Source organism: Sulfitobacter sp. CW3, from assembly GCF_019392245.1.
Lineage (GTDB): Bacteria > Pseudomonadota > Alphaproteobacteria > Rhodobacterales > Rhodobacteraceae > Sulfitobacter.
The window spans coordinates 1-246 of sequence record NZ_JAHXRL010000473.1; the positions used below are offsets into that span (position 1 = coordinate 1).

General features: G+C 69.9%; 1 protein-coding gene. It reads right to left on the reverse strand.

Annotated features, from left to right (window positions below):
• Window positions 1–246, reverse strand: a 246-nt coding sequence (locus KZZ06_RS21870; protein ID WP_368858726.1) for a VOC family protein, incomplete at both ends; no start/stop codon positions are given.

Below are 246 nucleotides of genomic sequence, written 5' to 3' on the forward strand. Positions count from 1 at the left end.
TCCGGGTCGCGGACGAACACGAGCCGTGTCCCGCTTGCGGTCGTCCGTGGCTCGCTCAGCGGGTCGATACCGTCGGGAAGCCCGTCGACGAAGCCGTCGACGCTCCCGAGTGAAAAAGCCAGATGCGTCCCGCCGGGCTGTGGGAGCGTCGCCGGCTCACGGGGCGCATCCGTCGGGTCGTACTCGACGAGTTCGATCCGGCCGTCACCGACGTCGACGTGGACGAACTGCCCGGAGACGCCCTCG